This is a genomic window from Stenotrophomonas sp. STEN083, assembly GCF_056759195.1.
On sequence record NZ_JBRRCU010000104.1, the window covers coordinates 1 to 8041 of the forward strand.

5 protein-coding genes are annotated in these 8041 nt (G+C 64.9%); 4 read left to right on the forward strand and 1 reads right to left on the reverse strand.

The annotated features are described in order from the left end of the window. Positions 1–254: 254 nt before the first annotated feature. Positions 255–2450: a primosomal protein N' gene (locus ACVOK8_RS18870; RefSeq protein ID WP_481568153.1), complete on the reverse strand. Its 2196-nt coding sequence runs from the start codon at positions 2448–2450 to the stop codon at positions 255–257. 421 nt (positions 2451–2871) lie between these two features. On the opposite strand from ACVOK8_RS18870, the gene ACVOK8_RS18875 reads away from it, so the two are divergent. The 4 genes from ACVOK8_RS18875 to sppA all read left to right on the forward strand — a co-directional run bounded on the left by ACVOK8_RS18875 (position 2872) and on the right by sppA (position 7927). Then, positions 2872–3891, forward strand: a complete 1020-nt coding sequence (locus ACVOK8_RS18875) for a hypothetical protein (RefSeq protein WP_481568154.1) — start codon at positions 2872–2874, stop codon at positions 3889–3891. Beyond that, the gene (locus ACVOK8_RS18880; protein WP_481568155.1) at positions 3878–4444 is read left to right on the forward strand and encodes a DUF3106 domain-containing protein; all 567 of its coding nucleotides are present in this window, start codon (positions 3878–3880) and stop codon (positions 4442–4444) included. The genes ACVOK8_RS18875 and ACVOK8_RS18880 overlap by 14 nt, the downstream gene beginning before the upstream one ends. 140 nt (positions 4445–4584) lie before the next feature. Further along, positions 4585–5949: an MATE family efflux transporter gene (locus ACVOK8_RS18885; RefSeq protein WP_481568156.1), complete on the forward strand. Its 1365-nt coding sequence runs from the start codon at positions 4585–4587 to the stop codon at positions 5947–5949. Positions 5950–6019: 70 nt separating this feature from the next. Next, positions 6020–7927 carry a signal peptide peptidase SppA gene (sppA, locus tag ACVOK8_RS18890; protein ID WP_481568157.1) on the forward strand — a complete coding sequence of 636 codons (1908 nt, stop codon included), beginning with the start codon at positions 6020–6022 and terminating at the stop codon, positions 7925–7927. Positions 7928–8041 lie beyond the last annotated feature (114 nt).

The following is an 8041-nucleotide window of genomic DNA, read 5'->3' on the forward strand; positions in this document are numbered from 1 at the left end:
GCTCGTCTGTCGGCTGGTATCCGCAGATATCATGTTGACGGTCCCTCCACCCTAGCTCCTACATACCTCGTAGGAGCCAGGAGGAACATACAAGCCATGCTCGGCTGGGGCTTCACCAGTAGACCCAAACGTAGTGCCCAGCCATGCTCGGCAGAGGCTTTACCGGTAAAGCTCCAGCCGAGCATGGCTCGGCTCTACCGGGATCACGTGCATTTTCAGCTTCGCGGCTCGGGTCGCTCCTGCAAAGCACCAGATCAGTACAGATCCATCGGGTCCACATCCAGCGACCAGCGCACGCGGCGCGCCTGCGGCAGACCATAGGCCTGCGCCATCAAGCCATCCAGCGCTGCATGCAACGGTCGCCGCTGCTCGGCTGACATCAACAGCTGTGTGCGTTGGAAACCCGCACGGCGCGGCATCGGTGCCGGCATTGGTCCAAAGCGTTCGACGTCCTTCTGTTTGGGAAGCAGGTGCTTGAGCTCAGCCAGGAATTCATTGGCCTGCTCCACCTGTTTGGCTTCGGCACGCAGCATTGCCATATGTGCGAACGGTGGAAATCCGGCCGCTTCGCGCTGCAATAGTTCGGCTTCGGCAAAGGCGTGGTAACCGCCGTTGACCAAGGTGTGCAGCAAGGCGTTGTCCGGGTGATGCGTCTGCAACCAGACCTCGCCGGGGCGCTCGGCTCGACCGGCGCGGCCAGCGACCTGGATCAACTGCTGCGCCAGTTTTTCACTGGCACGGAAGTCGGATGAGAACAGGCCCTCGTCGATGCCGACCACCACCACCAAGGTCAGCTTCGGCAGGTCATGGCCCTTGGCCAGAATCTGCGTGCCAACCAGGATGCCGGGTTGATCGCCGAGGGTTGCCAGCGTCTGCTCCAGCGCATCGCGGCGACTGGTGGTGCTGCGGTCGATGCGCAGCACCGGGTAATCCGGGAACAACTGCAGCAGGCGCTCTTCCAGGCGCTCTGTACCAATGCCCTGCGGCTGTAGTGCGAGGCTGGCGCAATCCGGGCAGGCCAGCGGCACTGGTTGGCGCGCGCCGCAATGATGGCACTGCAGTCGGCGGCCGCCGCCGTGCACCGTCATCGGTGTCTTGTGCAATGGCGTGCTGCAGCGTTTGCAGGGGGCGGTCCAGCCGCAGTCATGGCAGAGCAGCACCGGCGCATAACCGCGGCGGTTCTTGAATACCAGGACCTGGCTACCGGCTTTCAGCTGCTGCTCGATGCCGACCAGCACTTCCGGTGACAGCCCATCCTGCAGCGGCCGCTTGCGCACGTCGAAGACACGCACGCCCGGCGGCTTGGCATCACCGGCACGCTGTTGCAGGCGCAGATGCGTGTAGCGACCGCTGCGTGCGTTGTGCAGGGATTCCAATGATGGCGTTGCACTGCCCAGCACCACCGGCACATTCAGTGCCTTGCCGCGCACCATGGCGAAATCGCGTGCGTGGTAACGGATGCCGTCCTGCTGCTTGTAGCTGCCGTCATGCTCTTCGTCGATGACGATCAAGCCGGCCTGCGGCAGTGGTGTGAAAATCGCCGAGCGGGTACCGACGATAACGCGCGCTTCGCCGCGCGAGGCGGCGGCCCAGACGCGTGCACGTTCGTTGTCGTTCAAGCCCGAATGCAGCGCATGCACTGGAATGCCCAGACGGCTGCGGAAACGGTGCAGGGTTTGCGGGGTCAGGCCGATCTCCGGTACCAGCACCAACGCCTGCTTGCCTTGCTGCAGGCAATGGCAGATGGCCTGCAGGTAAACCTCGGTCTTGCCGCTGCCGGTGACGCCGTCGAGCAGGAAGGGCTGGAAGCCCTCGGCCGCCTGCAATGCGTCGATCGCCGCTTGCTGCTGCAGGTTCGGCACCGGGCCGGCGACGATACGGGGCTGCGGAATCACCGCTGCCACTTCGATGCGCTGCGCATGCTCGCGCTTGAGCAGCGCGCGCGCGGCGCTGCGCCAGTCGTCCAGCTGATCGTCCAGCAGGTCTTCATTGACCGCACCTTCCAGCAACAGCGTCGCCAGACGTTGTGGACGGGTACCGCTGCGCAGACGCGCATAACCGGCGCGGCCTGCCTCGGTCAGTTCCCAAGCCCAACCATGGGTATCGGCCAGCGGCTCGCCGCGGCGCAGGGGCGCCGGCAGCGCGGTGGCGATCACCTCGCCCAGCGGGGCGTGGGTATAGCGTGCCAGCCAGCGCAGCGAGGCGCTGAGTTCGCCCTGCAGCAGCGCGGCCTCATCCAGCCATTGCAGGGCCGGGCGCAAGGCCGCCGGATCATCGCTGTGGCCGATGGCCTCGACCACCCCGACCAGCTCGCGCGGACCGAATGGCACCCGCAACCTACGTCCCACATCGCTGGCCTCGGGCGCGGGGGCGCCGGCCGGGGGCAGGTAGTCGAACAGCTGAGGCAGGGGCACCGGCAGGGCGAGGCGCAGAGTGGGACAGTCAGGCATGGGCCAAGTTTAGCCGCTGGTGGAGGTTTGGCTGCCGCGATTCTCCCGCCTGCAGATGCTGTGAAGTCCTGCATAAATGCGGCGTAAACGCTGGCTGCGCTTGGAGATTTATTGTTATCCACACTTCCTGTGGATAACTCTGTGGGTGAGTAATGTGCTCCACGCGTTCAGGGCGATGGAGCAAGCCTTTGGGTCAACTTGGTCAAAAAATAGCCACATCAAATATTTAAGCAAAATCAATAAGTTATCCGTGAAACAAAATAGAAATACAGTCTCACGGCGGCTTGCTTGAGTCGCTTGTCACAGCGTATTGACGCTGTGCACAAGTTGTTGCAGAGGCTTGCAGACTCGGTCCGGTGATGGCTTGGGGCGTCGGCAGCAGGGTGTGCGCTCGGTATCATCACAGCATGACGGAGTTCACATGATGGCTGCACCAGCCCCTCTTTCGCCGGCCGCAGCCAATGCTCTGTCCGCCTTTTTGCGCGGGGTGGAACGTCGCGCCCTGGTAGTTGCTGAATTGCAGGCCGGCGATGCCGCTGTCGGCGAGCGCGCGGTGGCCGTGGCCATGCGTGCGTTTGCCGGGCATGCCGCGCAGTTGCTGATGGTCGAATGGCCGGCCCGCTTCTGGGGCCTGCTGTGCAGCACCCCGCAGTTGCTGAAGCCAACCAACCCAGGCAACTGGGAGCCAGCCTTCACCCATCTGGGCACGCTGGCAGCGGGCGAGCGCCTGGCGCTGCTGCTGCGGATTGGCGCCGGCCTGGACGAAGCGCCTGCCTCGGCGGTGCTGGGTGTGGACGCCAACGCCTATCGGCAAGCCCTGGCTGGCGCCTGCCCGATGGATGCCGGTGGCCGCCCTGATGCCGCCAGTTGGCGCGCCTTGGCCGAGCAGGTGCAGGCGCTGATCCGCGACCTGTCGCCGCCGCGGCTGCAGCAGCTCGAACAGCTGCGCGAATCGGTTATTACCGGTGCCTCGCCTGTTGCCTCCGCTCCGGCCGCCAGCGCAAGCAGCAGCCCGCGCTTGGAAGACGACCGTCGCCGCAAGCCCGCAGCGCGGCGCAAGCAGTCCAAACCGTGGACGCTACGCACCTGGCTACTGCTGTGCCTGCCGCTGTTGCTGCTGGCGGTGGTGGCGTTGTGGTGGTGGCGCTCGCATACGGCAGTGAGCGCCGATCCGAATGGCGGCAATGGGCTGGCCGACAATGGTCCGGTGCAGGTGGAATCGCTGCCCGACGACAGTACTCCGGCCGGGCCGGGCGAAGACCCGCATGCGGCTACCGATGCGGCCATGCTGGCCGATCCTGCGTTGGACACGGCCCGTGATGCCGATTTCAATGCCTGGTATGCAGCCGGTGGCCCGATCCCGGTGGATGAATCACAACCGCAACCCAGCCGCCCGGAACCGGCCGGTGCTGCGCTGGAGACCAGCGATGCGGATGAATAAGTTCGGCTTGGCCTGGCTGGTGCTGATCGTGGCGCTGCCCTTGCATGCTGCCGCACCGACTGCTGTGCCGGCGCTGCCGTCCAGTTCCGTCACCACCGGCGTTGTCAGCACGCGCAGCGCCTGGGCCTCGATGAGTCCGGAGCAGAAGCGCGAGGTTCGTAGTCGCTATGCAGCCTGGCAGGCATTGCCGGGCAGTGAACAACAACGCGTCCGCCAGGCGGCGGCGGCAATCGCGGCGTTGCCGGATGCGCAGCGCCGAGCCCTGCGTGCGCGCTACATGGCTATCGACCAGATGCACCGCGATGGTTGGTTGCTGGGCCCGCAGCTGGGTGTGTTGTATCCACGCCTGCAGCCCTTGCTGGGCTACCTGCCGGCTGCCGAGCGCGAGCCTGTGATTGCCCTGCTGCGGCAACTCGATGCCGCCCAGCTGGAGCAGCTGAGCCTGATTTCGCAGCGCACCCCGCCGCAGCAACGTGAAGAACTGCGCACGCAACTGCTGGCCTTGGCACCGGCGCAGCGCGATGCCTGGCTACGCGAGAAAGTCGGGCATTAACTGCTTCGCTGTGCGGCACCGCTCCGCCCGTTCATCCGCGGTGCGGGGCCGTAACTGCCTTGCCACGTTAGAATAGGCAGTCCGCGACCCGGCATCTGAGCGCTTCCTGCGCCGGCCGCAGTCTGCGTCTCCTTCTGTTTATGTCCATGTCTCCCGCCACGCCGCGCTTCATGCAAGAAGTGCGGACGACCGGACTGCTTGCCCTGCCTTTGGTGCTGGGCCACGTCTCCACCGGTCTAATTGCTTTTGTCGACAACACCATCGCTGGCCACCATGGCACCGATACCTTTGCTGCGGTCAGCATCGGTACGGCCCTGCTATGGCTGCCGATGCTGGTGCCGATCGGCACCCTGATCTCGCTTACCGCCTCGGTATCGCAGCTGCACGGCGCTGGCCGTGACCGCGAAATCGGCCCCTTGTTCCGCCAAGCATTGTGGCTGGGCGTGGGTCTGAGCGCGTTGATGTTCCTGTTCCTGAGCGTGGTGCCGGCGTTCCTGCCAGCGTTTGGTATCGCGCCGGAAATCGTGCCCGGTGCCACCGACTTCCTGCATGCCATCCGCTGGGGCGTGCCTGCGTTGACCCTGTACTTCTGCATGCGCTACCTCAGTGAAGGCATGCACTGGACACTGCCGACCATGCTGATCGGTTTCGGTGGCCTGTTGGTGCTCGGCCCCTTGGGCTATGCGCTATGCAACGGCAAGTTCGGCTTCCCCGAGATGGGCGCCGAAGGCCTGGGCATCGCCTCCTCGGTGACCATGTGGGTGCAGGCGCTGGCCTTCGCCACCTACCTGTGGACCACCAAGCGCTTCGCCCACCTGCAGTTGTTCAGTCACTTCGAATTGCCGCGTCCGCGCGCGATCTGGGACCTGCTGCGTACCGGCCTGCCGATTGGCATCACCGTGCTGATGGAAGGCGGCTTGTTCATCATCACCGCGTTGCTGATCGGCCGTATCGGTGCGACCGAGGCCAGCGCCCACCAGATCGCGATCAATGTGGCACAGCTGTGCTTCATGATCCCGATGGGCGTGGCCGAGGCCACCACCGTGCGCGTCGGCCATGCGGTCGGCAGCAATGATCCGCTGGGCGTGCGCCGGGCAACCTGGGCTGGTTACGCGATCGTGCTGGTGACCCAGATGGTGTCGATTACCGCCTTGCTGCTGGGCCATGACGTGGTGGTCGGCCTGTATACCGACGACCTTGCGGTGGCCGCGTTGGCCTCCACCTTGTTGTTGTATGCGGCTACCTTCCAGATCCCCGATGGCATCCAGGTGCTGTCCGCTGGTGCCCTGCGTGGGCTCAAGGACACCCGGGTGCCGATGTTCATTGCCATGTTCGCCTATTGGGGCGTGGGCATGCCGGTCGGTGCCGGGCTTGGCCTTGGCCTGGGCTGGGGGCCGCAGGGTATGTGGATCGGCCTGATCATTGGTTTGACCGTGGCCGCAGTGCTGCTGGGTTGGCGGCTGCGGATCAGCAGCAGCCGGCTTATCGCCCAGGCTACCCCCTGACTTAAAGGCCATGCCGGTGGCCTCCGGTTATGCGTATCCTGACTTGCAACCAGCCCCAATCGGAGCGTCCATGAATCCCCCCCCTGTGCCACGCCGCAATCCCGTTGCCAGCTTCTTCATCGGCATCTGGGACGTGATGAATTTCACCCGCCGGTTGATCCTCAACCTGCTGTTCTTCGGCCTGTTGTTCCTGATCCTGATCGGCTTGATGGTCGCCGTGGGCAAGGGCGCTTCGTCGACGACGGTGCTGCAGGAAGGCACCACCCTGGTGATCGCGCCGGAAGGCCGCCTGGTCGAGCAGTACAGCACCGACCCGCTCAGCCGCGCGCTGGGCAAGGCGCTGGGTGAAACCAATGCCGAAGAGCTGCAGCTGCGCGATCTGATCCGCGCCATCGAAGCGGCCAAGGACGACAAGAAGATCAACCGCGTGGTGCTGCAGCTGGACAAGCTGCAGCCCAGTGGCTTTGCTTCGATGCGTGAAGTGACCGCCGCGCTGCAGGATCTGCGTGCTGCCAACAAACAGGTCGTGGCCTTCAGCGAGAACATGGGCCAGTCGCAGTACCTGCTGGCCGCACAGGCCGATGAGGTCTACCTCGACCCGATGGGCGGCCTGTTGCTGGAAGGTCTGGGGCGCTACCGCCAGTATTTCCGCAGTGGCCTGCAGGACAAGCTGGGCGTGGACGTACACCTGTTCAAGGTGGGTGAGTTCAAGTCTGCCGCCGAGCCCTACGTGCTCGACGCCGCCTCGCCGCAGGCCAAGGAAGCCGACCTGTTCTGGATGAACGACGTGTGGCAGCGCTACCTGGGCGACATCGCCAAGGCGCGCAAACTCGACGCCGCACAGCTGGCCGCCGGCATCGACACGCTGCCGGAGGGCATTGCCGCCGCCGAAGGCGACCTGGCCCGTTTCGCCCTGCAGCAGAAGCTGGTGGATGGCCTGAAGACCCGTGAAGAAGTGGATGCCCTGCTCACCGAGCGCGGCGTGGCCGATGGCGATGCTGACGGTGGCTACCGCCAGATCGGCCTGGGCGACTACCTGACCCAGCTCGACGCACGCCGTTCGCCGATGGATTCGCGTCCGCAGGTGGCGGTGGTGGTTGCCGAAGGTGAAATCGCCGGTGGTGATCTGCCGGCCGGTCGCATCGGCGGCGTATCGACCTCGGCGCTGCTGCGCGAGGCACGCGACGACGACGACGTGAAGGCGGTGGTGCTGCGCGTGGACTCGCCGGGCGGTGAAGTATTCGCCTCCGAGCAGATCCGCCGTGAAGTGGAAGCGCTCAAGGCCGCCGGCAAGCCGGTGGTGGTATCGATGGGTGACATGGCCGCATCCGGTGGTTACTGGATCAGCATGAACGCCGACCGCATCTATGCCGACGAATCCACCATCACCGGCTCGATCGGCATCTTCGGCATGATCCCGAACTTCGCCCGCAGCCTGGACAAGATCGGCGTGCACACCGACGGTGTAGGCACCACCCGTTTTGCTGGCGCGTTCGACGTGACCCGGCCGATGGACCCGGCCGTGGGCCAGGTGATCCAGTCGGTGATCAACAAGGGCTATGCCGATTTCACCGGCAAGGTTGCAGCCGCACGCAACAAGCCGGTTGAAGCGGTGGATGAAGTCGCACGTGGCCGCGTGTGGAGCGGTGCGCAAGCCAAGGAGCGCGGTCTGGTTGATGCCTTCGGTGGTTTGAAGGCGGCCGTTGCCGATGCAGCGCAGCGCGCCAAGCTTGGTGAAAGCGACAAGTTCCGCGTGCGTTACATCGAGAAGGCAGCCACTCCGTTCGCGCAGTTCATGACCGGCTTTGCCGGCAGCCGAGCCGGCGCCTGGATGCTGGCCGACTCGGGTGTAGCACGCATGCTGATTGCCAAGCAGATGCCGGAGCTGGACACCCAGCTGCGCTTTGTCGAAGACGCAGTGAAGGACCGCAATGGCGCACCGGTGAAGTCGCTGGCGTATTGCTTCTGCGGTTTGTAAGCGTGCTGGCTTGATGTGTAGCGACAACGCCGCCCAAGGGCGGCGTTGTTGTTTATGCATGTAGTGCCGAGCCATGCTCGGCAGAGGCTTTCCCGGTAATGCCCATTGCCGAGC